Source organism: Rhodonellum psychrophilum GCM71 = DSM 17998, assembly GCF_000381545.1.
Lineage (GTDB): Bacteria > Bacteroidota > Bacteroidia > Cytophagales > Cyclobacteriaceae > Rhodonellum > Rhodonellum psychrophilum.
On record NZ_KB906676.1, the window covers coordinates 38,204 to 63,916 of the forward strand.

The following is a 25,713-nucleotide window of genomic DNA, read 5'->3' on the forward strand; positions in this document are numbered from 1 at the left end:
CATTAACCAACAATAAACATGAAAAACAGAGTTAAAAATATGGATAACCTTGACTTTAAAGGTAAAAAAGCCTTGGTCAGGGTAGATTTCAATGTCCCTTTGGATGACCATTTGAATGTTACCGACGATTCTAGGATCAGCGCGGCCATTCCAACCATTGAGAAAATACTCGAAGATGGGGGTTCTGTAATTTTGATGTCACATCTGGGAAGGCCTAAAGATGGCCCCACGGATAAATATTCATTAAAACACGTGATCAACCACCTTCAAAAATTGGTAGGACGTTCCGTGAAGTTCGCTCCGGATTGTATTGGTTCAGAAGCGAAGCAGTTGGCCGCGGGGCTGCAGCCAGGAGAGATCCTTTTATTGGAAAATCTAAGATTTTACAAAGAAGAAGAAAAAGGAGACGAGGAATTTGCGAAAAAACTGGCTTCTCTTGGAGATGTCTATGTCAATGATGCCTTTGGAACCGCTCATCGAGCACATGCTTCCACGGCTGTGATTGCCAAGTTTTTTGATACCAAAGTAAGTGGGTATTTGATGCAATCCGAGTTGGAGAATGCAGACAAAGTCCTTGAAAATCCGGAAAGGCCTTACACTGCCATCATGGGCGGTGCCAAGATTTCGGATAAAATCATGATCATCGAGCGCTTGTTGGACAAAGTGGACAACTTGATCATCGGTGGCGGAATGTCATATACTTTCGCAAAGGCTCAAGGAGGCACCATCGGGGACTCACTTTGCGAGGAAGATAAATTGGATTTTGTATTGGAATTGCTGGAAAAGGCAAGGGCCAAAGGTGTGAAAATCATCCTTCCGGAAGATTCCATTACGTCCAAGGCTTTCGCAAATGATGCGGAGCAAGGCGTGGCCAATAAGGGCGAAATCCCTGATGGCTGGATGGGATTGGACATTGGACCAAAGAGCCGGGAGATATTTGCAGAAGTGATCAAAGCCTCCAAAACCATTCTTTGGAATGGTCCAATGGGCGTATTTGAGATGGACAGTTTCGACAAAGGAACCAAAGCCGTGGCAGATGCTGTGGTGGAGGCGACCAAAAGCGGAGCATTCTCCCTGATCGGTGGCGGAGATTCCGCAGCTGCGGTGAATAAGTTTGGTTACGGAGATAAGGTCTCCTACGTGTCCACCGGTGGTGGTGCTTTGCTAGAGCACATGGAAGGCAGAGTGCTTCCTGGTGTTGAGGCCTTGCAGCCAAAATAAAAAAGTGTTGAAATTTCAGTGTATACAAATACAAAAAAGACCGATCCAATCGGTCTTTTTTGCTTTAAAGATGTTTAACCTTATGTGTTTTTCCGATAATGGTGTATATTCCCTCGCTTAGCTACCGATGTATCTTTTTTCCCATGAGGGAGATATCATTGAAAACAATATCTTTCCGGATATAAGGTTGGTAAAGTTTTAAACTTTACTTTTGGTCGGTAATGGGTATGAAATTGTTAGAAGTATGAAAAAGGGTTTGGCTTCCTGTTTTTTATTGTTGGGGCTATTGGCTTGTATGGATATTCAGGAAATCAAAGATCCCTGCATGGTCTATCTCAAGGACGGCACCTCCTTTGAAATTATGGAGGATATCAGGAGAAGCAAAGAAACAGGCGTTTTCACCTATCGGGATGAGGACGGCAAGTTGTGGTCGCTAGACATCAAGAACGAACAAAGTGAGATCGACAGTGTGGTTTGCGTGAATCGTGTTTACAAAAAGAAAGTTGAATAGCCGTACGTTTGGATTTGCTTCCCCAAAGGGTTTTGTTGTTTTTTGATCCGTTAAGCATTATTTTTTCCAGATTCAGAAAAAAAGTAGTTGCCCAAAATCCGATCCGGATCCTTTTTTAGCCCTGTGGTTTTCAATTCAACGCTTGTGATGCATGACAATTACAATCTGGGATTGTAATTCACTGATGATCAAATAGCTGTTGGCTATTTTTGACTTCACCCTATTGGTGTCAGAAATTAGTCTCCCAATGATCTGATTTTCTTGCAATTTCGATAACCTTAAGAAGTCTAATGCATATTTCCATCTAACTAACCTCAAGTTATCTGCTTTCCGTTACTTTTCCGCTGTCTTAGAATTCTGGTTCAATGGCCTTGGGAAACCGTGATTTGCCCAGCATGTAAAAAGTACACATTGAAGCGTTTTTTATCTAAATATTATTTGTAAATTTCACGCTTTGTCAATTCAAAATGTATTTATCATTTCGTTTTCTCCACTTCAACCCATTATTCCCCATTCAAAAATCAACTTTGAGTTGATCTGTAAAAAATATTTATATTTCCTGCAAAACAATACCCTATGATAACCCAAACCTATTTGAAAAAAAGCCTATTGCTATTGGCTTGTACGCTTATCCTTTTTTCCTCCTGCAACAAGCGATCGGGCGATCCCAAAGTCCTTGTCTTCAGCAAAACGGCAGGATTTCACCATGAATCCATCGCCAGTGGCATTGCCGCCATCCAGAAATTGGGCGCCGAGAATGGTTTTGCCGTGGACACCACCACCAATTCGGATAATTTCAACGAAGAAAATCTCAGCCAATATTCAACGGTCATTTGGTTGAGCACCACAGGAGAAGTACTGAATCATTATCAGGAAGCCGACTTTGAACGCTACATCCAAGCGGGTGGAGGATTTGTCGGTGTCCATGCCGCTACCGACACGGAATACCACTGGGGTTGGTACAACCGACTTGTAGGCGCTTATTTCCTAGATCACCCAGGGATCAATGATCCACATCCAAATGTGCAGGATGGAACAATCAATGTCACCGACCGCAGCCATTCCACCACCAAGTTTCTTCCCGAAATCTGGAACAGAAAAGACGAATGGTACAGTTTCAAAAAATTGAATCCTGAGGTAAATGTCCTCATGAATCTGGATGAAAGCAGCTACCAAGGTGGTGTCAAAATGGGAGAGCATCCTGTCGCCTGGTACCATGAATACGATGGGGGAAGGGCTTTTTACACCGCAGGTGGCCATACCAATGAATCCTATACCGAAGATCTTTTCCTCCAGCACCTACTCGCAGGCATCCAGTATGCCATTGGAGACAACAAGAAGCTGGACTATTCCAAAGCCAAAACCCAAAGGATTCCTGAGGAAAATCGTTTTGAAAAAACAGATCTGGTGAAAGGCGTCTTTACCGAACCTACGGAAATGACTGTTCTTCCCAATCTTGACATCTTGATCGCACAGCGAAGAGGAGAAGTGATGTTTTATAAAAGCGGGGATTCCACAGCAAATGAAATCGCCAAGTTGGATGTGTACTGGAAAACAGAAACCCCTGGCGTGAATGCCGAGGAAGGCCTGATGGGTATCCAAAAAGACCCGAATTATGCCAAAAACGGCCATGTTTTCGTTTTTTATAGCCCTATTGACAAGGAAGTCAACAGGTTGTCCAGGTTTACCTTTAAAAACGACACTTGGGACATGGCTTCCGAAAAAATCGTATTGGAATTCTATTCACAAAGAAATATCTGTTGCCATACAGGCGGCTCCATTGCCTTTGACAAGGATGGGTTGTTGTATGTGTCTACAGGAGATAACTCGACGCCTTTTGATGAGGCAGGTCAAAAATTCCAAACCAAAGGATACGCGCCCGTGGATGGCAGACCAGGTCATGAGCAATTTGATGCCAGAAGGAGTTCAGGAAATTCCAATGACCTGAGGGGTAAAATCCTTCGGATCAAAGTCAAAGAGGACGGTACTTATGAAATTCCCGAAGGCAATCTGTATCCAAAAGGAACGGAGGGCACCCGACCGGAAATCTACGTCCAAGGAAACAGAAATCCTTACAGGATTAGTATAGATCAGAAAAACGGATTCCTTTATTGGGGAGAAGTTGGGCCGGATGCCAATATGGACAGTTTGGACAACAGGGGCCCACGTGGCTACGATGAAGTCAACCAGGCAAGAAAAGCCGGGAATTTTGGCTGGCCGTACTTTGTGGGAGACAATTACGGTTATTTTGATTACGATTATGAAACCGGAACATCCACCAAGGCTTTCGATCCTGCAAAACCTGTCAACACCTCACTGAACAATACCGGTATCAAAGATTTGCCAAAGGCAGAACCTGCATTTATCTGGTATCCTTATGGTGCTTCAGAAGAATTCCCACAACTGGGCACAGGCGGAAGAAACGCCATGGCAGGTCCGGTGTATTACACCGATATGTTTCCCAAAGAAACCCGATATCCGGACTACTACAATGGAAAATTCTTTATGTATGATTGGATAAGGGGTTGGATCAAAGTAGTCACCATGCAGCCAAATGGCGATTTCGACAAGATGGATCCCTTTATGTCCACCACCAAATTCAATGCATTGATGGACATGGAAGTTGGCTCGGACGGAAAAATCTACGTCTTGGAATATGGCAATGGTTGGTTTACCAAAAATGCGGATTCCGGGCTCTCCAGAATTGATTTCAACGATGGAAACAGAACTCCGGTGGTACAGAAAATAACCGTGGACAAAACCTCAGGTGCCTTGCCTTTTACGGCGGTCTTCAAGGTGGACGCCAGCGATCCTGAGAATGATCCCCTGACTTTTGTCTGGGACTTGGGCAATGGCGAAACGGTCACGACTTCCGAACCCGAATTGAAACATACCTTCAATGCACTTGGGGATTACGATGTACAGGTGCAGGTAAGCGATCCAGGAAAGCTATCTGCAAAGAGCAATCTGGTTTCAGTCTATGCGGGCAACATTGCTCCAATTGTCAATATCCAGGTTGAAGGCAACCAAACCTTTTATTTCGCCAACAAACCAGTTTCCTACACCATCACGGTCACGGATCCGGATGATGCAGAGGTTGGGAAAGATCTTTCCTCCTTGTTTGTATCTGCGGATTACATCTCGGGAGTGGACATGGCAGAAGCTTCCCAAGGCCATCTCATCATGACCGAAGCGATGACAGGCAAAAGCCTGATGGGTTCACTGACCTGCAAGACTTGCCACAAAGACGACGAGGCTTCCATAGGGCCCTCCTTCACAGAAGTGGCCAGAAAATACAGAAGAAACCCAAATGCGGTGGATTATCTCGTCAATAAAATCCAAAAAGGAGGCGGAGGGATCTGGGGAGAAACTGTCATGCCAGCCAACCCGGAATTGAAAAATGATGACGGCCGTAAGATCGCTGCTTACATCCTTTCCTTGGGCAGAAGGGGAGAAACTCTCCCATCTTTGCCAGCCAAAGGAACCGTAAAACCAACCCTGGACAAAGCGCCAAGCGACAATGGCGTGTTGATCCTTTCTGCCAGCTTTACCGATCGAGGTGGGGAAAACATCAAGCCACTGACCGGAAACAGTTCACTGGGTCTGAGAAACAGCAAGATGGGAATGGACCAAGCCAGCAAGATGGAAGGATATTCCGCAATGTCCTACAATGGACAGACTTTGTTGCTGGTTCCGGCACAAGAGGCGCATTTTGGCCTACCTGCCATGGACCTTACTTCGGTTTCCTCAATAGACATCATAGGTGGAGGTCAGAAGCCGACCGAGCATGGTTTTGTGGTCGAATTGAGACTGGATACGCCTGATGGCAAAAAAATCGGGGAATCTCTATTCAAAGTTGGTGGCCCAGGAGCTGGCGGCTTTTTTGGCGGAATGGCATCCATTGCCATTGAGCCGATAACAGATGGGAAAAAGCATGAACTTTTCGTGGTGACCCGACCTGCCAATGCGCAGGAAACCGGAACTGCAGCGCTGATGTCAGTGGAACTGAAAGCAAAGTAAGATTCCCCCGATAAATGCCTCCAAACGACGTATTTATCAGGAATTTGTCAATAGATTGTATATAAGAAAAGCCCCACCGATAAGTCGGTGGGGCTTTTCTGCTTTGGAGTGTTTGGTTCTCATCGTTGTAACTCCCGAAATGGTGATCGGGGGATTTGAAAATCTGCTGGCCTGTAAAGGTGGCGACTATTTTGAAAGCCCGATCTAATCTTTACGCCCAAAGGATTGGCACTTTTCGAGCTGAAAACAATTGGGTTTTAAGCTCGGTTTTACCGGCAGAATTCCTAGCGAAGGGGTGAGAAAGGAAGTGCTTTCAGGTAAACCGATTCCACTTTTTCGACGATCTTTCCGTTTTCCTCAGAGGCATCCCTGACCCTGATCCATTCCGGATCGCTACCAAAGGCGGTAAAGGATGCTTTGGCAGCAGCCTCATCTTTATGGGCAAGGAGATAGACCAGTTTGGCTTGTGCGCCATCCTTCTCCACGGTGTACCAGTAGATTACATTGAGCATCCCGTGTTTTTCGAACAGCTCTCGGGTATGGTCCCTGAATCTGGCATTGATCGCGTCCAACTTTCCCGGCAAGCAATGGTAGGTTCTCAGTTCAAATATTTTTGGTGCCTGAGGGGAGAGTTTGCTGATTTCAGTTGAGAGTTCCGAAGCATCCGACATGAATACTTGATCCACTTTTGTCACCAAAGGACCATTGGCTTCTGAGGCTTTATAGGCTTTTTGCCATTCGGGATCATTGGCAAACTTGTTCCACAAAACGTCTCTGGATTCCTGGTTGGGATAGGCCAGGATAAAGGTTAGCGTGTAGTTATTTTGGTCCGTAGGAATAAAATAACCGACATTTTCTATTCCGTTTTTGGCGAACAATTTCAATGTATGGTCCTGAAAGCGTTTGATCAGGTCCGGCCTTTTGCCCTCGGGGGAATGATAGGTCCGCATTTCATAGTAGCGCGATTGCTGGGCTTCTGCGGTGAAGGCAAAGGCCAAAAGGCAAAATAGGAACAATAGGGAAAGCTTTTTCATTTAATAGGGGTTAGTTTGAGTAGATGGTTTAATTAGAAATGTCGTTTTTCCCGCCATCCCAAAAAGGCGGAATACCCAAGTACCACCGCAATGATCAAAAGACCGAAGGTTTCCCGGGCTTCCTCCATTTGGGGTGTTTTCATGGTGAGGTCTTTCTGTTCCAATTCCTGGCTGATCCATCCTGAAACAGATTCCGGGAAATAGTAAAGCGCACCAATAATACAGGCCAGGATAGCGATGGAAAGGGGAATGAGGGGATGCTTTCCACGGACAGCAAGTCCTGTAAATACCATGGCCGCCACATAAATGCTCACCCAGATTTCGGGGTCCGGATCATTGAGTTGGAAGTAGGCGAAGAGCAGGAAGATCAGGGTCCAAAAAATAAAGAAGTATTTTGGGAAGGCATGCATGGGTTTTGGGCTTGGGTATGTATTACTGGCAAATTGATATGTATAAATCTGGGCGAAATCCCCGTATCAATCAAGGTTTTCTTTTCTGAATTTTCTGCTATCTGTTTTTCCAAACGTCCGGATTTCGGAAAGTATTGAACACAGCGCTAACGATGATCAACTCCTTTTTTTGATCCACCGTGTAATGGATCATAAAGGGGAACCTTTTCAAGGGCAGACATCTGGTTTGGTCGTATCTGATTTGGAAAAATGACAAGTATTTTAATTTTTCAAACCCATCTTTTACTTCAAGATGAAACTCTTTTCCAAGGCCTTTTCTCTGTTTATTGTACCAATCGACACCTTCTTGAATATCTTGGTAGGCTTCACTATTGATTTGAATTTTGAAATATTTCATTCCAACTTAAAAGTATCTTTGACGTCTTCCCAATTCAATAGGATTTCCGGATTTTCTTCCGATTTTCTAATTCTCTCCCTTACAATCTCCTTATGCGCCTCAGGGATTTCGAAATCATCGGATTTTTCCAATCCCAACTGTTCAAACAGTTCCATAAAGAAATCATATTTGTCATCAGGGATTCTCAAGGTCACCTCTCTCATGGCTTTGTTGGTTTGATCGAAGTACAAGATAAGCAAAAATTTGATTCAAAGGATTTGGGTGAGGAGCGATCACTTTGTTTTCAGCCCTAAAAGGTTTCAATAAGATTGGAGGTTAAAATCCCTACATTTATGGTGATTTGAATCCAATAAAATCGGTTGAGAAGGTTTCATTTTCTGACCACTTAAAAAAAAATCTAATTCCACCCAGCTTTAAATCCTTCAACAAAAGCCTCCCAATTACGGACTAGATAAGCCAAATAAAAGAACAATACTAGTCCAATAAAAATCAATAAATATTTTCTTTTCATCTCTTTAATAATTGATAATCAAAATGGAATTTCTGCAACAGTGCAAATGATTTTGGGTTAAAAATCTCTGTATAGTGAGTTGCTATTTTATTTATCGCATTCTAGTTTTATTTTCGATTACAAATTGTAGTCTTGATTTACTTGTAGGTGTGAATATCAAATAAACTGCAATAATAGATGCCAACCCAACATCGGAATCTGCCAACCCAAAATCAAAGAAATCCTGTCTATTTTGAAAAGGCGGGTAATGACTAGCGAGAAGAAACCCTGAGAAATATAAAGTCACAATTTTTAAATAATGTTAAAATATGGGCCCATATAATATCGTTTTGGACATGATGATTTTTCCTTAAATTTTTTTTATATAAAGATTGATGCTTATCCTTATTTAAATAAGGAAAGCATCAATCTTTTTGTTAAATCAACCCGTAGGCCTGGAATTTGGGCCGTGTAATGCCGATTCGTGTGCTGGGGTTGCATCCTAATTTCTCTCAATTGGTTTGTATCAGTTCTGAATCGCTCAAATTTTCTAAATTTTCCCCATTAATTCGTTCTGTTATCAGTTACTTTTTCAAATTCTCTGAGATAATTAAATCAAAAATCAACCCTAATTATAAACTCCCTTTTTTTCAACAGGTGGCTTACCATGAATTCCTCTTTTAAAATTCTCCCAATCATTGAAGATCGATATTGAAATAAGTAAGGAAACTATGATTATTAAAAACGAGATGATTTTCTTATTCATGATAGATATGGTTAAAATTAACACTTTATTGAATCCCTTAATTCTTTCCTTTTCAAATTCATTCAAACCTATAAACTTTTCCATAATCTAAACACATTTCCATTCTCCCCCAATCTTTTCCGGGCATCGGGTGCTTCCAATCTCGCTCTAGCAAAGCGAATTAGCTAGCGGGGTGATTTGTTTTTGGTTATAAACTATACCGCTTGTCCCTACGGGACTTTATGGCATGGTGGCTATCCCCTTGTCATGGATTGAAATGCATGGACTAATATATCGATCAATCCTACGGAGCTGTTGGAGAATACACTATCTATCTTGATCTACACAATCTATCAAAGCGCTCGTGCCAAAGTGCCAGCGGCACGAATGATTTAGTAACGTTGGGTTTCAACCCAGCGATAGAGAAAACTGCGATTAAGCTAAAGTCCCGTAGGGACGGAAGATATCAATTTCTCACACTTCATAAAAATATACAGCTGGGATGATCAAGATAGCGTTATAAACACCATGAAAGATAATACCCCATTTCATGCCATAGTTCAACCTGACATAGCTTAGCACCAGTCCAATCAAACACTGGGCACCCACCATAAATGGCACCCAATAGAAATATTGTGCATAATCAAAGTCCGTGAAATTCATCAGATGGACTAATCCAAATAATACTGAAGAGATAAAAATACTATATTTCAAATTCGGCATCTCACCCTTGTTAACCTTATACAATAAGAAAAACAACCAAATCCATAGCAAAGCTACCGGTATCCAAACTTCACTGATCAATAATAAAGAGAGCCCTAAACCCCACCAAATAGATGATTTTTTAAAATCTAGGTGCAACCTATAAATCGGTTCTTCCAACAATGGGGCAATTACGATGGCAAGTACAGCGACAAGCCATTTATTCTTTTTCAACAGAAACTCCAGTTTATGGTCAAACTGATCCATCCCTGCCAAATCCAAAATAAATGCATAAGGAATCACAATGGCAAAAGTGATCAAAAGCAAAAAGAAGAATTCTTTACCTCTTATGTTTTCATAAGATTCCTTGTGATATGGGGATTTGAGAAAGGATTTTAGTTTGGTAAATGTTTGTGTCATTTTATTAAGACTTTCGAATGGGAAATTTCATATAGTTTAGTTTTAAGCTCGTTGTGTAGTATATTATTATTCGATTTAAAAATCTATTAAGTCAAAAATCTACCATTTGGGTTCTTATAAAATACACTATAAAAGGAAAAAGATTCCAAAACATATGAAGAAGTATTGATAGTACGATTCCCTTTTTGAAAAACACATAACAAAATAGTAGTCCGCCAAAAAATCGGGGTAAAAAAATGAAAACCAAATTCTCGATATTATCATAACTCTCAAAAAAAATCACATGTAAAATTGCAAACATAAAAGAAGATATATAAACTAACGCCAATCTTTTTATTTTAAAATCAAGCTTTAAAAGAGTGAGTAGAATCAAGAAATATGACAGGATTACAAAAAGAACTACTAAACTAATATGAAATAATGTAATTGATGCAAGTATGGAAAATAATAGGTTTTTAAACCTTAAATCATTGTGATATCGAAAAACAATTTCCTCTAGTATAGGTGCCAGAAAAACAACATTGATAAAAATTTTAAAGTAATTGTCTCCAGTAAATACCGGGCTTCCATTGTTGTTTTTTAGGTTGAAAAATATTAATTGAAATATTATAAAGAACAAAAATAGAAACCATTTAAATGCATATGCATTTAAAAAAAAGTTCTTTCTTGAAGAAACAAAATGATTTATAACCTGATCTTTGGTTATAAATTTATAAAATTCCTTGCTGAATGCTAACATTTATTATTGTATTGAAAATTTATATATTTCATATTTACTATATTGATTTTCTAAATATGAAATCACAAAAAAAATTTTTAATTTTCAACCATTTTTGTTTTAGAAAACAATTCAAAAATTGGGACAATAAATCAATTTGTAGATCTAATGCCCCAATTTATAACATCAAAATATTGTCTTTATTACGTCAACTGTACAATCTGCCAGCCAGACTACGCAAGCGGCAGTTACTGCAACAAATTCTGCTGCAAAATAACCAGCTTTTTTGGCAAAAGATACCTCGCCACCATTAATGCTAATTAATTCGAAATTGTTTAACTCTTTCATGTTTCTATTAATTTTGGTATTTGATATTATTAAATGCTCGCTCGAAAGCTGGACCTATATTTTCCGCAAATCCACTACCAAACTCATACACTGCTTCTGTTATCCATAGTGGTCCTGTTAAAATCCATCCCCCATCAACCTCCACCATCTCCTCAAAACTCAACTCTTTTAAATTATTCATAATCTAATTAAATTTTCATTCCCCCCCAATCTTTTCCGGGCATCGGGTGCTCCCAATCTCGCTCTAGCAAACCGAATTAGCTAGCATGTTGATTTGCTGATTGATCATAAACCAAAGAAAAGATAGTTCCGTCTAATAATTTAGACGCTGGAAGATAATTTGAAATTTTTCCAGCGGAGATCTTTCGTATTTCATCTGATCCAAGAACCTTTAGAGAAAACACCACAGATACACCATTACAATTTTCATAAACAAATGAATTTGATCGCTTTGAAAACCTAATCTCAACCCCCTCATCTCTCAATTCATCCAGCATCAAATACAACTTTGCTCTACTTACCCCCAACCTCTCTGCAAATTCTTCTGGACTTCCAGTTCGCTGTTCCTTTACCAATTTGTTCAGCAGCTGCAATCTCTCTATTTGTTTGATAAATTCCATGGTCTAGTTAATTTAGTTATTGGTTGATCAGTTGAATTGGTTAAAAGGTTAGAAAATTGTAAGGTTAGAAGGTGAGGCTGACGAAGGCTGGCATTGTAGATAAATTTGGACTTCACACTTATCCTTGAATCATATACCTCGACAGTGTTTTGGATGATTGAAGCCGGGAAAATTTTGTCGCTCATAAAAAGTGAATTTTATAATTTTAAAAACCGATTAAATTTAAAAAGGAAAACCTTGAACTGTGATCAGGGCAATCAGGAAAAATTTGCTGTCCTAACCCAAATCGTAAATTGCCAAACAAACGGTTCCCCGCATGAGCCCCATTTCCAACCGTAAAGGGGGCGCAAATAATTTCCAAAGCACAGTCTGTCAGAAGTTCAGACAAATGCAGAGAACTAGGTTTAAATAATACTATAAATCAATAAAAAAGCTTAAGTCTAAATGCTTGGGTAAAAAAATTATAATCCGAAAAAATTAATTTTCAAAATCCGCTTTCTTGGAAACCTAAGGAATTAAATGATATTGCGCTTTTTGGGGGTTGTTTTTCAGAATTTTATTTTAAAAAAGTAGTTCAAGCGGTGACTAAAAAAAATAATATTCGGTTTGCGTTCAAAAAATAGCGGGTTTCCCCTCTTTTTAAAATATTAAAAAATAGTTGAATACTTTATGTTCTTTTGAGATGGGACGCTGTTAAATAATGAGTTAAGTAAAAGCAACAGAAACATACCGAAACCGCTCCTTTCCCATCTCCGTATTCAAATCCCACTTGCTCAGACCAATACCACCTTCAAGCTTCTCGCTCCTTGCGCACCGATGACCAGGGATTGCTCAATATCCGCCGTTTTGGAAGGGCCTGCGATAAAGACGCCAAATCCCGAGTGGTTGTTGTCCATCCTTTCATAGGCGGCGTGCATGTTGCCCAGTAGGTTGTCGATGGACAAAACCACGATCAGGTGATCCGTGATAAAGGGCAAAACCCGATGGATAAGATCTTCTTCCTCAAACCAAATCGCTCCGTTTTCGGCAACGCCAAATTGTCCCTGGACTATCGCAAGGTCCAAATCATTCAGCGCATGCGGATCTTGTGGAAGCTTAAAGGTGTTGAATTTTCGATAAGCCTCGATCGGGGAATATCTTTTTGGGAAATCAGCCGATGCCATGATTTCCATAAAACCTTCCTGCGTCAGGATTTCACCTTTGTTGGAAAGGATGGCCTCGCAAAAAGTTTTCTTCAAATCTGCCGGATGTGCGAATTCACCAATGGTGGGCAAGGGGATTTCAGTCCTTTTGACGGCCCTGATTTTCGAAAGGATATTGTCTTTGGAGTTGTTCATTTTCTGTTTTTTTCGTACCAATTCCTAAAGGATTCCTTTGGCAATTCGGGTAAATCCCTTCCTTTTCCCCAAGTGTTCAGGCCACTGTAAGTCACGCTTTCAGGCAGGATCTTTAAGGCGCCCCGCATCATTGCCCCCGAAACGTGATAAGCAAATGGGACGGAAAAAATACCGTTGGCGATCTTCATCGCGATGCTCTTTCCATTTAAGGCAGACTGGGACTTGGTGATTTCCTGGCGCCACTCATAGAGTTGCTCGTGGATGTTGATCTTGACGGGGCATACATCGGTACAGCTGCCGCAAAGTGTCGAGGCAAAAGGCAGTGAGCTGTGTTTTTGCAGGTCGATGCCCGGGGAAAGTATGGATCCTATCGGTCCGGGAACCGTGCTTTTGTAACTGAAACCGCCACTTCGGCGGTAAATGGGGCAGGTATTCATACAGGCGCCACAGCGGATACATTTCAGGGAATTCCTGAATTTTTCCCGGCCGAGTTGTGCCGTCCGGCCATTGTCCACCAAGATGAGGTGGATTTCTTTTCCCACTGCAGGACTTCTGAAATGGGAATTGTAATTGGTGATGCTCTGTCCTGTGGCCGATCTGGCCAATAAGCGCAGGAATACGCCGAGATGTTCCCTTTTCGGAATGATTTTTTCAATGCCCATGCAGGCGATATGGACATCGGCCAAATGTACGCCCATATCCGCATTGCCTTCGTTGGTGCAGACAACGAATTCACCTGTCTCGGCGACACCGAAATTCACCCCGGTGACCGCCACTTTGGCGCCTAAAAATTTTCCCCGAAGATGGACTCTCGCCGCTTGGGTCAAGTAAGTCGGATCGTCGTTTCCTTTTTCCGTTTGGAGTTTTTCATGGAAAATGTCCGATATCTGGCCTTTTTTAAGGTGAATGGCGGGGAGCACGATATGGCTCGGGGCCTGGTTCAAAAACTGAACAATCCTTTCTCCCAAATCTGTATCCACGACTTCGACGCCGTTTTTTTCCAAAAAAGGATTCAAATGACATTCTTCGGTCAAAATCGATTTGCTTTTGACGATCGCTTTGCATTTTTTATTCTTCAGGATTTCCAAGACAATCTTGTTGTGCTCTTGAGCATCCTTCGCCCAATGTACTTGGATGCCGTTTGCCACCGCATTTTTCTCAAATGCCTCCAAATATACTTCCAGTTGGGAAAGGACATTGTCCTTTATCTGGGAAGCCAATTCTCTCAGCTCTTCCCATTCAGGGACGGTTTTGGAGACTTTGTCGCGCTTGTCTCTCACAAACCAAAGGGTCTCGTCATGCCACTTGGAGGTGGCTTTGTCCTTGAGAAATGCTTCTGCTTCGACGGGATGGCTCATGATAAGGCTTCGTTTAGGATTTCACAAACGTGTTTGAATTGGAGATCTTGTTTGTTTCTTTTCGCAATTCCCTGAAGATGCATCAGGCAGGACATATCCGCTCCAGCCATGATTTCGACGCGATGCCCAAGGTGATCGGCGATGCGGTCTTTTCCCATTTGGATGGACAAGGCCTCTTCGGTGACGGCAAAAGTCCCGCCGAATCCACAGCACTCGTCCGGTCGGGTCAGTTCCACCCATTCGATGCCTTCAAGTTGCGTCAACAGCTGTTTTGCCTTCCCAAAAGGAGCTTCATTGAGCTCCGAGGAGGAGGAAAGTCTCAGGCCTCTTTGTCCATGACAACTGGAATGGTAACCGACCTTGTGGGGATATTTCCCTTCTATTTTGGGAATTTTCAGTACGTCCACGATAAATTGCGTCACTTCAAAAATCTTGTCATGCAGTTCCTTTTGATCCTTCTCCAAACCAGGAACCTGGGGAGAATGTTCTTTGACATGCAGTACACAGCTGCCGGAAGGGGCCACGACATAATCATAATCTTTGAAGGTGCGGATAAAATGGGCAGTGGTGCCCAAAGTGTCTCTTTCAAAACCTGCATTGGCCATGGGTTGCCCACAACAGGTCTGTCCCATGGGATAGGTCACGTTGCAACCCAATTTTTCCAATAGTTCCAAAGTCGAAATGGCTACCTGAGGATAGAATTGATCCACATAGCAGGGGATAAAAAGGGCGATTTTTTTATTTTGCACCATAAATTTTAGACAGAAGTCTGGAATAAATGAAATTGGTGGATATTGATGGTCAACGCATCCGCCGGCTTAGGTAAAGATGGATTGATCTTTTTCTGAAACCAAATATAGAAATCCAAATAGATCCCAATTCAAATGAATCAAAATGCCAGTCTTTGGGACTTCAGGTATAAAAATAAAGAAAACTAATTGAATGGATATCCTGTACTGTCATGTGTTTTTGGTTTGGGGATAATTAAGATTTGAAGTCAGCGTGGACGAATGTAGAATCCCGAAAATTGGTGGTTGGATCAGTAGGCTTTCATTCGGAATTATTCTAGATTCCAACGAATCCCTCAAAATCCTTTTTGCTGACCACAGCCGTTTGGTGCTCCGAATAGGCTTGGAGAAAGGATGCGGGGAACCTCACTTTTTGCTCTTTCCACTTGATTGCGAAGGCATGAAGAATCCCATCCTCTTCTTCAATATAATCGATCTCGGCCCTGTCATGGGTTCTCCAAAAATGGGTATTGACAAACCTTCCGTTATATTGGTTTTGTTTCAATCTTTCCGAAATCAGAAAATTCTCCCACAAAGCCCCTTTGTCCTGTCGCATTTCTGGTTGTGAGAAATTACTGATCAGCACATTCCGGATTCCGTTATCATAGAAATAATACTTCTTACTCTTCTTGATTTCATTTCTCAGGTTGCGGCAGAATGCAGGAAGTTTGAAAATGACAAAGGCTTTTTCCAACAAATCCAGGTATTTTTCCACCGTCAGGGTATCGATATTGCCGATAGTCTGGGCCAATTCATGGTAACTGACCTCACTGCCAACCTGGAATGCCAGAGCACGCAAGAGTTTGTCGATATGGCTTGGTTTTCGGATGTTGTCCAACTGCAAAACATCCTTGTACAGATAGCTTTGTGCGATTTCTACCAAGATTTCCTTTTCATTTCCAGGGTTATTGATGACTTCGGGATAGCACCCATAGATCAACCGTGTGTCCAATAGTCTTTTGGCTTCCATTATTGAGGTATGGTTTACTGTTTCTTTGAAGCTGATTGGATAAAGATGGAAAGTGTTTTTTCTACCGGTCAGCGGTTCTGCAGTTTGGTTTTGAAGGTCAAAAGCGGAAGATCCGGTAGCGATGATTTGAATGTCAGGCCAATTGTCAAAAATAAGTTTGAGCTTCTTTCCGATATCCGGAATCTGCTGCGCTTCGTCAATGATGACCAAATTGTGGTTGGCACCGATAAGCCGGATCAATTGGGTGCTGGTGGAAGCAGAAGAAAATGCCTCCAGAATATCCGCTTCATCGGCATTGAACCAAACGGAAGGCGTATTCAATTGCTTGACAGTTTCCTTAAGCAGTGTGGTTTTTCCAACTTGACGCGGACCCAAAAGCAGTATGGTTTTGCCCTTGAAGCAGGAAGAAACAAGCTTTTCCAAGATTGATTTTTGAATCATCTTTTGCTTAATTTTGATTCAAGACACTGAATTTTTAGATTGTAATCTAAAAAATAGGCCTAATATTTAGATCGTAATCTAAATATTAGGCCTAAAATTTTGATTTGGGATCGGTTTGACTCACCAACCCGAGTGAAGGTTTTGTCTATTTTGAAAAAAGATATGTCTGATTTATGAAGATTTTATTTTTGAGATAAATGTCTCTTATCTTTAAGTTTCTCAAGTATTTGCTTTAAAGCTGTTGAAAATAATTTTGTTAAGTCCGGAATATTGGATTCCAAGAGAAAAATATTTGGCCCATCCCTATGGGATTTTACTAAAGAGTAACCCTAATTTCCGGGGATTTAAAATCCCGGGTTAAGATTTCTGGCATCGCTATGCGATTGAAAAAATGATACTTACCGACAAAAAGCCGTAGGCTTGAATCAACTCTTAACCCCACAATTCATTGTGGGGAGAGGAGAAAACAATCTCTCAATAAAAGTGCCAGCGGCACGACAGAAATTCCCCCTAAAAGATCAATGTGAGAAGAGGCCATTGCAATCTCACCGTTTTCGAAAAGACAAATAAACTTGCAGATAAATAAGTTGTTTTACCGTTTGGCGATACGGTTTAAAAACATATACATGCATAAAAGAGAATATCCATTTCAGGATAAATTCCCTCCTAAAATTCTATTCCCTTTTCGTCCACCAACATCGCCGCCCCTTGTGCCGATCCCAAAGCAAAATCCGTGGTTTCTATCTTGATTTCGGGGAGCTTGTCCCGCAGCATTTCCACAAAAATTTCATTTGCATTGAAGCCGCCATCGATGAAAAGTTTTTTGACATCGGAGCCTTTGAGGACGAGATTCAGCGAAGCGACCTGGAGATCGGTGAGTTCATGTAAAAAGCAATAATAGGCCTCTTCAAAATCCCCAAAAGTTTCCAATTGGGTTTGGCTTGCTTGGCTGATATCGAATAGCTCGGGTTTGAGATAGGCAAACTGAAACCTTTTCCCCGGATGGGATTTTGCTTTTTGATAGAGGTTTTTGTCAAAGGAAAGCTCCTTGTAATATCCTTTTTCCAAACCAAAATGCGCATAAAGCCATTCGATTTGCACCTTGTGTTCTTCCCCGATAAACAACCTGCTGATTTTAATGGCTTGTCCATTCATGCCGATAAAATGGAGGCAATCCTGCTTGAGTTCTTCCAGGGTGAGGGCTGACGAATTGAAAGGATTGATACTGATCGCCCAGGTTCCGGTGGAAATAAGGATAAAGGGTTCATCATTGCTTTTTAAATAGGGAATAAGGGCAGCGGAGGAATCGTGCACGCCCACGCCAACGGTGACGGGATGATTCGCCATCTCGATCGAATAGGTGTGTGTCGTTTTCACCACTTCGGGCAGGACTTTCAAGATTTCCTCTTCCTTCAGCCAATGGTGGTAATCGTTTTTCGAAAAATCCCAAAGCGCCGTATGACAACCAATGCTGGTGTAATCCGAGATTGCTTTCCCGGTAAACAAATAGCTGAAATACTGGGGGAGATGGAGAGAATGCCGGATTTTCCCGAAAATTTCCGGTTTCCGGTATTTGAGCCAATACAGTTGCAGGCCGGAATTCAGCATTCCGAGAGAAGGGGAGGAGGTGGCGGTACAAAAGGCTTGTTTCCCCCCGTATTTTCTGTAAAATTCCGCCAATAAATCCTCGGGAAATTCTTTCAGATAATTGTACAAAGGGGCGACGGTTTTGCCACTTTCGTCCAAGTGAACCAAGGAGGCACCGTATGCACTAAAATTCAGTTTTTGGATCAAAAACTCAGGTAGGGAAAGGGCATGTTCCAAAGTTTCCTTGACCCAGGAAGTCAGGGTTTCCAAAGGTTCACAGGGATCACCATCTTCGTCAGTTTCATATTCCAGACGGTGATAGACCCGGTAGACTTCCTTCAGGTTTTCATCGAAGAGAAAGAATTTCTTGTTCGTCTTCCCGATATCAAAAATGGCGGTGACTTTGGTTTTTCCCATGTTACAAGCCCGTGGCTTTGGTTTTGGATCCCCTTTCTTTGATCAGCTGCTCGCGGATGCCCAATTTTCGGTAAGCTTCCAGCGCGTTGATGGCGCCACCGGATTGTCGGATGGCCTCGTTCACCAAGGGGCGTACATCCGTGCGGAAGGCATCCTGTAGGATTTCCTGTGCTGCGGCGACATCATGGTTTTCCTGTGCGGATTTCAGTTGTTCATTGTCCACCAACAAAGCTTGGGTAAATGACATTTTGATCGCTTGCACAGACTGGAGTAAATCCTCCATGGGATCTTTCAGGTTGTGGCTCGCATCGATCATCCAGGCTGGATTGGGATTTTGGGTTTCCGTAAATCCAGCAATCAATTCTGTGAAAATCAAAAACAGCTGATAAGGTTTGATGCTTCCTACGGTGAGGTCATCGTCGCCATACTTGGAATCATTGAAGTGAAATCCCCCCAGTTTTCCTTCGGTCATCAAAGTGGACACGATCTGTTCAATATTGGTATTGGGCAGATGATGGCCAAGGTCCACCAAGGTAAATGCCTTTGGCCCCAGTTTATTTGCCAAGAGAAAAGAAGTTCCCCAGTCCTGGATCACGGTACTGTAGAAATTGGGCTCGTAAGGTTTGTATTCGACCAGCATTTTCCAGTCTTCCGGCAAGCCTTTGTAGATTTCGCGGAGGGATTGAAAGGTGTTGTCCAGTGATTTTCTGAAACTGTTTTGGCCGGGGAAACTGCTGCCGTCGGCAAGCCAAACGGTGAGTGCTTTTGAGCCCAGCTTTTTTCCGATTTCGATCACTTCGAGATTGTGCTGGACGGCAAGTTCCCGAACTGCCAGCGTGTCATTGGCAAGGGAGCCAAATTTGTAGGATTGGGATTGTCCGTCTTGGTCTTGGAAGGTGTTCGAATTCACGGCGTCGAAGCCGATCCCAACCGACTGCGCCACTGCCTTTATCGCTTCGTAATCTTCCGGAATATCCCAGGGAATGTGCAGGGAGACTGCATTGCTGGATTTGTTCAGTGCATGGATAATGCCTACATCCTGGATTTTTTGGGTCAGGGTGGCAGGTTCTCCTCCTCCCGAAAATCTCCCAAAACGGGTTCCTCCAGTCCCCAAAGCCCAACTGGGAATGGCGATCTGTAAATCCTGGATCTTTTGAAGGAGGGAAGGGACGTTCAATCCCTTTTTTTCCAGGCTTTCGGCCAAAAAATCAAACTGTCTTTTTTGCTCCTTTTCCAAGGGGGCATTGTAATCCTGTATGTGGTCGGAGCTTGTTTTCATTTTTGGTTTTATTGTTTGTGATTCCCTGCAAGGCTTCCTGAAAATGGTTTAGTCCAATGGTAACTATCCGCATTTTTGGCCAGCGGGTTAAATTAAAGCTGTCTTCTATCCGGTTTTCTGATCAGTTCGGTCCAAGGGCTTAGAAAAAAACCTTCCAGGGGTTTGAATCAAACGATTTCAAATTGGAAATGTGTTTGAACCTGGAAGGTCTTCCGGTATGGAGGTTTAAGGATTTGAGCGATTATCTTACAAATGCGGCGGCGACTCCGCCATCCACATTGAGTATATTTCCGGTGCTTTTGGAAAGTGAGCCTCCCACAAAGGCAAACACACCATTGGCGATGTCTTCGGTGGAGATGATTTCATTGAGCAAGGTCCTTTTGGCATAATGTCCAGGCAATTCTTCGACTGAAATCCCGTAGGCTTTCGCTCTTCCGGCTGCCCATGTGCCTTCCCAAATTTTGGATCCTTCGATTACGGCATCTGGGTTGACCACGTTCACCCGGATTTTGTCAGGGCCCAATTCAGCGGCCAGCAATCTGGACATGTGTACCTGAGCGGCTTTGGCAGTTCCGTAGCCCACATTGTTAGGTCCGGAAACCAAGGCGTTTTTGCTGGCGATGTTGATGATGTCCCCGCCCAATGCCTGGGCACGGAGGATTTTTACCCCTTCCTTGGAAACCAAGAATTGTCCTTTGACAAGGACATCGTTGAGAAGATCCCAGTCGGCTTCAGAGGTTTCCGGCAATGGCTTGCTGATCGCCAAACCCGCACAATTGATGACGATATCGACTCCTCCAAAAGCTAAATTTGCAGCTTTGAATGCAGAGGCGATGGAGCTTTGGTCCAAGACATTCAATGGAGCCTGAATGGCGGTGTCTTTGCCGAAATCCTTCACGGATTCTTTCAGTCTGTCTGCATCCAAATCGGTCAAAACCACACAAGCACCCTCAGCAGCCAATTTGTCTGCGATGGCTTTCCCTATTCCACCCGCGCTTCCGGTGATCAAAGCCACTTTTCTGGACATGGGTTTTTCTTTCGGCATTCTCTGCAGTTTTGCTTCTTCAAGCAACCAGTATTCGATGTCAAATGCCTCTTGCAAAGGCAAAGGAACATACTCGGAAACGGCCTCTGCCCCGCGCATCACATTGATTGCATTGATGTAGAATTCGCTCGCAACCCGTGAAGTCTGTTTGTCCTTGGCATAGGAAAACAAGCCCACTCCCGGCCAAAGGATGATCACTGGATTGGCATCCCGAATCGCAGGGCTATTGTCTCTTTTGTGTGTTTCGTAGTATTCCTGATAAGACAATCTGTAATCATCGAAGAGTTTGCCGATGTGCAATTTCAGGGAACTGAGATCTGTCAAATCGTGGTCGGCAGAAATGTCCAGCACTAAAGGTCTGATTTTGGTTCTCAGGAAATGATCCGGGCAGCTGGTTCCCAAAGGAGCGAGTTTGTCAAGGTCATTGGAGTTGATAAATTGCAGGACGGTTTCAGAATCACTGAACGTTCCGATCATCCTTTTGTAGCTCGAAGCCAAACCCCTCAACAAAGGGGCGATGGCCGCAGCTTGATCTTTTCTTTTTTCGGGTTCAAGCGAATCGATTTTCTGTCCTCCGAAAACCGGTCTTTTTTTACCGTAATTTTCTTCCAGATAAGTGGAGGCTTTTTCAATGACTTCGAGGCTGTTGACATAGCACTCATGGGCGGTGTCTCCCCAAGTGAACAAACCGTGGCCACCCAACATGATGCCTCGGATTCCCGGATTTTCATCCAATGCTGCTTTCAATTGGAGACCAAGGTCGAAACCCGGTTTTTGCCAAGGTACCCAGGCGATCTGGCCATCAAAAAGTTCTTGGGTGATTTTTTCTCCTTCTTTAGAGGCAGCAATCGCGATGGCTGCGTCTGGATGAAGGTGGTCAATATGCTTGAAGGGCAAGAAAGAATGCAAAGGCGTGTCAATGGAAGGTGCCTTGGAGTCCAAGTCATAGATACAATGATAAAAAAGGCCTACCATTTCATCTTCAAATTCGATGCCTCTATAGATGTTTTTCAGTGCCCTGAGTTTGTCTACATAGAGCCCCGCCAAACCGGATTTTGTCAAGGTGCCGATGTCGCCACCGGAGCCTTTCACCCACATGATTTCCACGTCCTGACCCGATAGGGGATCTTTTTCAATGGTTTTGCAGCTGGTATTTCCGCCACCATAATTGGTGATCCTAAGGTCTGCGCCCAGGATGTTGGATCTGTATATCAAAAGGGCAACTTGATCGTCGCCCAGAGAATTTGCTTTTTCGTCGTCCCATAGGTAAGAGACATGGTTATAGGTTTTGTTCAAAACTGCCATAATTTAAAAGGTCTAATGATAAGGGGAAATTACAGAATTATTTATTTTGCACTGTCCTGTTCTGTACTGATCGTTTTGCGTCAGTTGGTGATTTTTAAAACTATTTTTTGAAGTGATTTTTTGCTGAAATTTACCCAAAGCAGACTTTTTTCTTGGTCAAATGCCCATCCTTCAACACCTTGGGAAAGGTCTTCAACTGGGACGGTTTTCAATTCGTTGGCCAAATTGGAGGATATTGAGGTCGGGGCTTTTGCGACATGGATTTTAAGGATATATTTTCTGGTGGGAACCTGGAATTTTCCTTCGCTGGGATTAAGGGTGATTTCAGTTTCTTTTCCTTGGGTTGATTTTTCTATTTGGGTCAAAGAAAAATTTCCTTCCAAATAAGCTTCGGAAATCCCATCATCTTCATAAAGCCCGAAACCCTCATTTTCTCCCGGAAAAATTTCCAATGTGATAGTGCCATAGGGTTTTTTGTTGTCAAATGACACCTCATCCTGCATCGGGATAATGGCTCCTGATGGGACGAATATGGGTAATTTTTCAAGTGGGGTAACGATGTTGTGGTATTTTCCGCCTTCATATTTATCACCGTTCCAGTAATCAAACCAATCTCCAATGGGAAGATAAACTGTCCTTGTGCTGGCAGATTTGGTAATTACCGGACAGACGATCATTTGCTCCCCGAAATAATATTGGTCATCAATATTGTATGTATTGTAATCCTCCTGATGATGGAGTGCCAGTGCCCGCATGATGGGCAATCCCTCTTGGTGCTGCTGAAAGGCAGTTGTATAAATATAAGGAATAAGTCGATAGCGAAGTTTGTCATATTGGGAAAAAATTTCCAATGCCTTTTCACCATAGTTCCAAGGTTCTTTGTACCCGGGGTGATCCATGCCAAACAAATGTGCTATGGGACTAAACATGCCAAATTGTACCCACCTGGAATAAAGTTCGGGGTCTGCGTCATGTTCAAATCCCCCCATATTGTGGGACCAGTAGCCTACTCCGGAAAGGCCCATATTGATACCCGCCTTGATGACGGGTGCGAAATACTGCCATTCGCTTGGCCAATCTCCCGCCCAAATAAAAGGATAGCGTTGGATACCCGCATATCCCTCACGGGTGTGGTTCATCCCTCTCATCTGATTATGCTTCTTGAATTTTTCAAATGGGGCTTTTGCGTAAGCAACTGGAAAAATATTGTGCAATTTTTGAGCAGATGCTCCCGTTGGGCCTGTCTTGGTGCTTTCATTGGCTTGCCGGCCAAAGGCACTGCCCTCATCGGTTTTCAGAAACATGGCACCTACGTCGGCTATTTTTTTAACTCCATTTTCCCACCACCAGTCTACGGCTTTATTATCGAAAAAATTCACGAATTCTCCCTGATTGTTCTCTTCTGGATAAACATGGCCTGCGATCCTTGCCTGATCCAGTAAATTCAATTGGTTTCCGTTGTCAAACCTTGGTCTGACATGAAGACCCACCATATTGATGTCTAGGGCATAGAGGCTGTCAAACATGCTTTTTGGATCAAGGAAGGTTTCTCGCCATTCAAACGTAGTGGCACCACTGCCTCCATTTTTCCCAAACATTCTCCAAGTGGAATCCAAATGAAGGACATCCAAAGGAATACCCATTTCCCTGAATTTCCGGACCAATTCCACCACATATTGTGTGGAAGTCAGGTCTTCATGACCCCATGTGCCACCACTATAAGTCCCCACATGCAGCCCATGGGCAAATCTGGGCAACAAGGGAGATCTTCCCGTAAGATCCGTGTAATGAAACAGTAAACTGGGAAAGTCAGGCCCGTATATAAAGAAATAGTCCAATTCCTGTCCCTGTGCTTGAAAAGAGTAGGTTTCAGGATCACTTTTCCCCAAATCCCAATCACTGGCATAGGGAGTGTGGAAGAAAATTCCATATCCTCCTGTACTCATAAAGAATGGAACAGGTGCATAGTTGGCCTCAAGTACATTGTAAGCTCCGATAATGTGTGGCTTGAGCAATCCCCGACCCACGTTGAGTTGAATGGATTTCCCCCGTTGATCCAGAAAGTCCATTCTTTCCCCAAAACCAAAAAAATGTTCATTTGGCTGGAGCTGCTTTCTTGTGCCGATTTTGTTGTCCACTGAATACATGCCACTTCCCACCTTTTCTTCCGTGGAAATCACCTCACCCTTCTTGTTGAACACAGTTATTTGTAGGGTTTCTTTGTTGATTTTGACCCCGATTTTTTCAGTGTTGAAAATAAAATGATCGGAATGATCCTCCTTGGCGACAAAAAGGGTATTCCATTCCTGTTTTTCCAGCATAAGTGAAGATTCATTTTCAAATTGGCCATTTAAACTGGTTCTGACTCTAAATAGGTCGGGTTTGTAAAACTCCAACCGCATCGTTTTTCCCAAGGATTGAAGCGTGTGAATGTTTTGAGGTTTGGTCTGGGCATTTGAATTCCCGTAAGAAAAAGCAAGAATAAAAAGTAGCGCAATAGATCGAATTGGATGCATCTTAAATTTTTGGATGGAATTTAGGCTTAACAAATGGATGTCTATTGTCCTAAATTAATCAATGTGAATGTGAAGAGTGTCCTTTACTCTCCTGTACCGCTGGCAAGGTTCGGGATTTTTCTATCAGTATAAATCCCGAATCCATTTCAGGCTCAATTCCATCCATGAGGCTGCATTGCCATGGACATCAGGATTTCCTTTTCCATATCCGTGTCCTCCTTTTTCGAAAAGGTGGAGTTCTGTTTTCACACCGAATTTATTCAGGTTTTTGGCATATCGAATGGAATTTTCCGCAGGGACAGCTTTGTCATCCCAGGAGTGCACCAAAAATGCGGGTGGGCTGTCGGAGTCAATTTGTTTTTCGGTTGAATAAAAATCCTCCAACGGAGAATCTAATTTTTCACCCAAAAGGGTTTTTCTCGAACCCTGATGTGTGATGGCGGTATCCATACTGATGACCGGATAAATCAAGATGCTGAAATCAGGTCTTTCGTTTTTATTGGAATCAACATTGTTTTTTCCATGGACCGACAGCGACGCGGCCAAATGTCCTCCAGCGGAAAAGCCCAATACACCCACCTTTTTGTCATCGATTTTCCAGTTTTTTGCATTTGCCCTCATTTTTTTAATGGCTGCTTTGGCGTCTTCCAGCGGGACATTCCAGTGTTCGTGCAACAATTCGGGATCCGGCAACCTGTATTTCAGCACCACTGCCAAGATTCCATTGTCACTGTACCACTTTGCGATCTGATGGCCTTCATGCTGGATGGCGATAATGTAGTAGCCACCACCTGGGCAAATAAGAATGGCTTTCCCCGTCGCTTTTTCTGGATCGGGATGATAGACCGTCAGTTCGGGCAGGGCCACTTTTTGGATTCTTCCACCCTCACCGATTTGATCTTCGGAGATCAGATTTTTGGTAAAAGGGGCTTCATTGGGATATAGGGCAAGTGTTTCCACTTTTTGACCCAAAACAAGAAGTGGAGAAAGTGCCATGAGCAAGAGAACAAGCTGTTTTTTCATATCCATTGGTG

The 25,713-nt window shown here is 42.9% G+C and carries 21 protein-coding genes; 3 read left to right on the forward strand and 18 right to left on the reverse strand.

The annotated features are described in order from the left end of the window. Positions 1 to 18: 18 nt before the first annotated feature. The 3 genes from F824_RS0108125 (at position 19) to F824_RS0108140 (ending at position 5,752) form a co-directional block, all read left to right on the forward strand. The gene (locus F824_RS0108125) at positions 19 to 1,221 is read left to right on the forward strand and encodes a phosphoglycerate kinase (RefSeq protein ID WP_019597377.1); all 1,203 of its coding nucleotides are present in this window, start codon (positions 19 to 21) and stop codon (positions 1,219 to 1,221) included. A gap of 244 nt (positions 1,222 to 1,465) precedes the next feature. Beyond that, positions 1,466 to 1,732: a hypothetical protein gene (locus tag F824_RS25695; RefSeq protein ID WP_019597378.1), complete on the forward strand. Its 267-nt coding sequence runs from the start codon at positions 1,466 to 1,468 to the stop codon at positions 1,730 to 1,732. A gap of 576 nt (positions 1,733 to 2,308) precedes the next feature. Next, positions 2,309 to 5,752, forward strand: coding sequence for a ThuA domain-containing protein (locus F824_RS0108140; protein ID WP_019597380.1), 3,444 nt, complete (start codon positions 2,309 to 2,311; stop codon positions 5,750 to 5,752). A gap of 284 nt (positions 5,753 to 6,036) precedes the next feature. Here the strand turns inward: F824_RS0108140 and F824_RS0108150 are convergent, their stop codons facing one another. The 18 genes from F824_RS0108150 to F824_RS0108250 form a co-directional block, all read right to left on the reverse strand. Beyond that, positions 6,037 to 6,786, reverse strand: a complete 750-nt coding sequence (locus F824_RS0108150) for an NIPSNAP family protein (RefSeq protein ID WP_019597381.1) — start codon at positions 6,784 to 6,786, stop codon at positions 6,037 to 6,039. A gap of 32 nt (positions 6,787 to 6,818) precedes the next feature. Next, positions 6,819 to 7,196, reverse strand: a complete 378-nt coding sequence (locus tag F824_RS0108155) for a transmembrane 220 family protein (protein WP_019597382.1) — start codon at positions 7,194 to 7,196, stop codon at positions 6,819 to 6,821. Between the two features lie 97 nt (positions 7,197 to 7,293). Further along, entirely contained in the window at positions 7,294 to 7,593 is a 300-nt protein-coding gene (locus F824_RS0108160; RefSeq protein ID WP_019597383.1) for a hypothetical protein, read from the reverse strand. After that, positions 7,590 to 7,796 carry an addiction module protein gene (locus F824_RS0108165; protein WP_139189744.1) on the reverse strand — a complete coding sequence of 69 codons (207 nt, stop codon included), beginning with the start codon at positions 7,794 to 7,796 and terminating at the stop codon, positions 7,590 to 7,592. The genes F824_RS0108160 and F824_RS0108165 overlap by 4 nt, the downstream gene beginning before the upstream one ends. 1,506 nt (positions 7,797 to 9,302) lie before the next feature. Beyond that, positions 9,303 to 9,950, reverse strand: a complete 648-nt coding sequence (locus F824_RS0108180; protein ID WP_019597387.1) for a CPBP family intramembrane glutamic endopeptidase — start codon at positions 9,948 to 9,950, stop codon at positions 9,303 to 9,305. A 91-nt stretch (positions 9,951 to 10,041) separates the two neighbouring features. Beyond that, positions 10,042 to 10,689, reverse strand: coding sequence for a CPBP family intramembrane glutamic endopeptidase (locus F824_RS28175; protein ID WP_019597388.1), 648 nt, complete (start codon positions 10,687 to 10,689; stop codon positions 10,042 to 10,044). Between the two features lie 165 nt (positions 10,690 to 10,854). Further along, positions 10,855 to 11,016, reverse strand: coding sequence for a hypothetical protein (locus F824_RS27705; RefSeq protein WP_019597389.1), 162 nt, complete (start codon positions 11,014 to 11,016; stop codon positions 10,855 to 10,857). A 7-nt stretch (positions 11,017 to 11,023) separates the two neighbouring features. After that, complete coding sequence (locus F824_RS27150) at positions 11,024 to 11,197, reverse strand: class IIb bacteriocin, lactobin A/cerein 7B family (protein ID WP_019597390.1); 174 nt, start codon at positions 11,195 to 11,197, stop codon at positions 11,024 to 11,026. A 76-nt stretch (positions 11,198 to 11,273) separates the two neighbouring features. Then, positions 11,274 to 11,636, reverse strand: coding sequence for an HTH domain-containing protein (locus F824_RS0108200; protein WP_019597391.1), 363 nt, complete (start codon positions 11,634 to 11,636; stop codon positions 11,274 to 11,276). Positions 11,637 to 12,409: 773 nt separating this feature from the next. Beyond that, positions 12,410 to 12,973 (reverse strand): LutC/YkgG family protein, encoded by a 564-nt coding sequence (locus F824_RS0108210; RefSeq protein ID WP_019597393.1) that lies wholly within the window; start codon positions 12,971 to 12,973, stop codon positions 12,410 to 12,412. Next, complete coding sequence (locus F824_RS0108215) at positions 12,970 to 14,331, reverse strand: lactate utilization protein B (RefSeq protein ID WP_019597394.1); 1,362 nt, start codon at positions 14,329 to 14,331, stop codon at positions 12,970 to 12,972. The genes F824_RS0108210 and F824_RS0108215 overlap by 4 nt, the downstream gene beginning before the upstream one ends. After that, positions 14,328 to 15,083 (reverse strand): (Fe-S)-binding protein, encoded by a 756-nt coding sequence (locus F824_RS0108220; protein ID WP_019597395.1) that lies wholly within the window; start codon positions 15,081 to 15,083, stop codon positions 14,328 to 14,330. Before F824_RS0108220 ends, F824_RS0108215 begins: the two co-directional genes overlap by 4 nt. Before the next feature lie 313 nt (positions 15,084 to 15,396). Next, the gene (locus F824_RS0108225; protein ID WP_019597396.1) at positions 15,397 to 16,530 is read right to left on the reverse strand and encodes an ATP-binding protein; all 1,134 of its coding nucleotides are present in this window, start codon (positions 16,528 to 16,530) and stop codon (positions 15,397 to 15,399) included. Between the two features lie 666 nt (positions 16,531 to 17,196). Beyond that, complete coding sequence (locus F824_RS0108230) at positions 17,197 to 18,534, reverse strand: FGGY-family carbohydrate kinase (RefSeq protein ID WP_019597397.1); 1,338 nt, start codon at positions 18,532 to 18,534, stop codon at positions 17,197 to 17,199. A 1-nt stretch (position 18,535) separates the two neighbouring features. Further along, entirely contained in the window at positions 18,536 to 19,813 is a 1,278-nt protein-coding gene (locus F824_RS0108235; protein WP_019597398.1) for a sugar isomerase, read from the reverse strand. A gap of 241 nt (positions 19,814 to 20,054) precedes the next feature. Beyond that, positions 20,055 to 22,163: a bifunctional rhamnulose-1-phosphate aldolase/short-chain dehydrogenase gene (locus F824_RS0108240; protein WP_019597399.1), complete on the reverse strand. Its 2,109-nt coding sequence runs from the start codon at positions 22,161 to 22,163 to the stop codon at positions 20,055 to 20,057. 80 nt (positions 22,164 to 22,243) lie between these two features. Then, positions 22,244 to 24,679, reverse strand: coding sequence for a glycoside hydrolase family 31 protein (locus tag F824_RS0108245; RefSeq protein WP_019597400.1), 2,436 nt, complete (start codon positions 24,677 to 24,679; stop codon positions 22,244 to 22,246). 123 nt (positions 24,680 to 24,802) lie between these two features. Beyond that, a complete protein-coding gene (locus tag F824_RS0108250) occupies positions 24,803 to 25,702 on the reverse strand; it encodes an alpha/beta hydrolase (protein ID WP_033405228.1) in 900 nt (299 codons plus the stop codon). Positions 25,703 to 25,713: the final 11 nt, after the last annotated feature.

Excerpts from the sequence above, each read along its gene's own strand:
- F824_RS0108125 (WP_019597377.1), top strand. The coding sequence starts at position 19 with ATGAAAAACAGAGTTAAAAATATGGATAACCTTGACTTTAAAGGTAAA.
- F824_RS25695 (WP_019597378.1), top strand. The coding sequence starts at position 1,466 with ATGAAAAAGGGTTTGGCTTCCTGTTTTTTATTGTTGGGGCTATTGGCT.
- F824_RS0108140 (WP_019597380.1), top strand. The coding sequence starts at position 2,309 with ATGATAACCCAAACCTATTTGAAAAAAAGCCTATTGCTATTGGCTTGT.
- F824_RS0108150 (WP_019597381.1), bottom strand. The coding sequence starts at position 6,786 with ATGAAAAAGCTTTCCCTATTGTTCCTATTTTGCCTTTTGGCCTTTGCC.
- F824_RS0108155 (WP_019597382.1), bottom strand. The coding sequence starts at position 7,196 with ATGCATGCCTTCCCAAAATACTTCTTTATTTTTTGGACCCTGATCTTC.
- F824_RS0108160 (WP_019597383.1), bottom strand. The coding sequence starts at position 7,593 with ATGAAATATTTCAAAATTCAAATCAATAGTGAAGCCTACCAAGATATT.
- F824_RS0108165 (WP_139189744.1), bottom strand. The coding sequence starts at position 7,796 with ATGAGAGAGGTGACCTTGAGAATCCCTGATGACAAATATGATTTCTTT.
- F824_RS0108180 (WP_019597387.1), bottom strand. The coding sequence starts at position 9,950 with ATGACACAAACATTTACCAAACTAAAATCCTTTCTCAAATCCCCATAT.
- F824_RS28175 (WP_019597388.1), bottom strand. The coding sequence starts at position 10,689 with ATGTTAGCATTCAGCAAGGAATTTTATAAATTTATAACCAAAGATCAG.
- F824_RS27705 (WP_019597389.1), bottom strand. The coding sequence starts at position 11,016 with ATGAAAGAGTTAAACAATTTCGAATTAATTAGCATTAATGGTGGCGAG.
- F824_RS27150 (WP_019597390.1), bottom strand. The coding sequence starts at position 11,197 with ATGAATAATTTAAAAGAGTTGAGTTTTGAGGAGATGGTGGAGGTTGAT.
- F824_RS0108200 (WP_019597391.1), bottom strand. The coding sequence starts at position 11,636 with ATGGAATTTATCAAACAAATAGAGAGATTGCAGCTGCTGAACAAATTG.
- F824_RS0108210 (WP_019597393.1), bottom strand. The coding sequence starts at position 12,973 with ATGAACAACTCCAAAGACAATATCCTTTCGAAAATCAGGGCCGTCAAA.
- F824_RS0108215 (WP_019597394.1), bottom strand. The coding sequence starts at position 14,331 with ATGAGCCATCCCGTCGAAGCAGAAGCATTTCTCAAGGACAAAGCCACC.
- F824_RS0108220 (WP_019597395.1), bottom strand. The coding sequence starts at position 15,083 with ATGGTGCAAAATAAAAAAATCGCCCTTTTTATCCCCTGCTATGTGGAT.
- F824_RS0108225 (WP_019597396.1), bottom strand. The coding sequence starts at position 16,530 with ATGATTCAAAAATCAATCTTGGAAAAGCTTGTTTCTTCCTGCTTCAAG.
- F824_RS0108230 (WP_019597397.1), bottom strand. The coding sequence starts at position 18,534 with ATGGGAAAAACCAAAGTCACCGCCATTTTTGATATCGGGAAGACGAAC.
- F824_RS0108235 (WP_019597398.1), bottom strand. The coding sequence starts at position 19,813 with ATGAAAACAAGCTCCGACCACATACAGGATTACAATGCCCCCTTGGAA.
- F824_RS0108240 (WP_019597399.1), bottom strand. The coding sequence starts at position 22,163 with ATGGCAGTTTTGAACAAAACCTATAACCATGTCTCTTACCTATGGGAC.
- F824_RS0108245 (WP_019597400.1), bottom strand. The coding sequence starts at position 24,679 with ATGCATCCAATTCGATCTATTGCGCTACTTTTTATTCTTGCTTTTTCT.
- F824_RS0108250 (WP_033405228.1), bottom strand. The coding sequence starts at position 25,702 with ATGAAAAAACAGCTTGTTCTCTTGCTCATGGCACTTTCTCCACTTCTT.